General features: G+C 67.0%; 1 protein-coding gene. It reads left to right on the top strand.

What is annotated here, in order from left to right:
* Positions 1-318: Ig-like domain-containing protein (locus tag ACU18_RS18695; RefSeq protein WP_157407856.1), on the top strand; the 318-nt coding region annotated here is incomplete at both ends.

A 318-nucleotide genomic window follows, 5' to 3' on the forward strand; every position in this document is an offset into this window, starting at 1 on the left:
AACAGCCCCTGGCCGGATCCTCCAGCGTGGCACTGGACAGCACCGTCTCCACCGTCCTGTCCAAACCCGCCACCGCCTCAACCGTCAAAATAACCCTCACCGGACCCGGCACCACATCCGTCGCCGGCACCACCGCCTACGACCCCGCCACCAACAAGGCAACCTTCACCCCCACCGCTGCCCTGGCCCCAGCCACCACCTTCACCGCCACCCTCACCGCAACCTCCACCACAGGACAGCAACTCTCGGCAGGCAGCACCTGGACCTTCACCACCGTCCCCGAACCACGCATCGCAGGAACCTGCCCCTGCACCCTCT

The organism is Arthrobacter sp. ZBG10 (assembly GCF_001238605.1).
GTDB lineage: Bacteria > Actinomycetota > Actinomycetes > Actinomycetales > Micrococcaceae > Arthrobacter.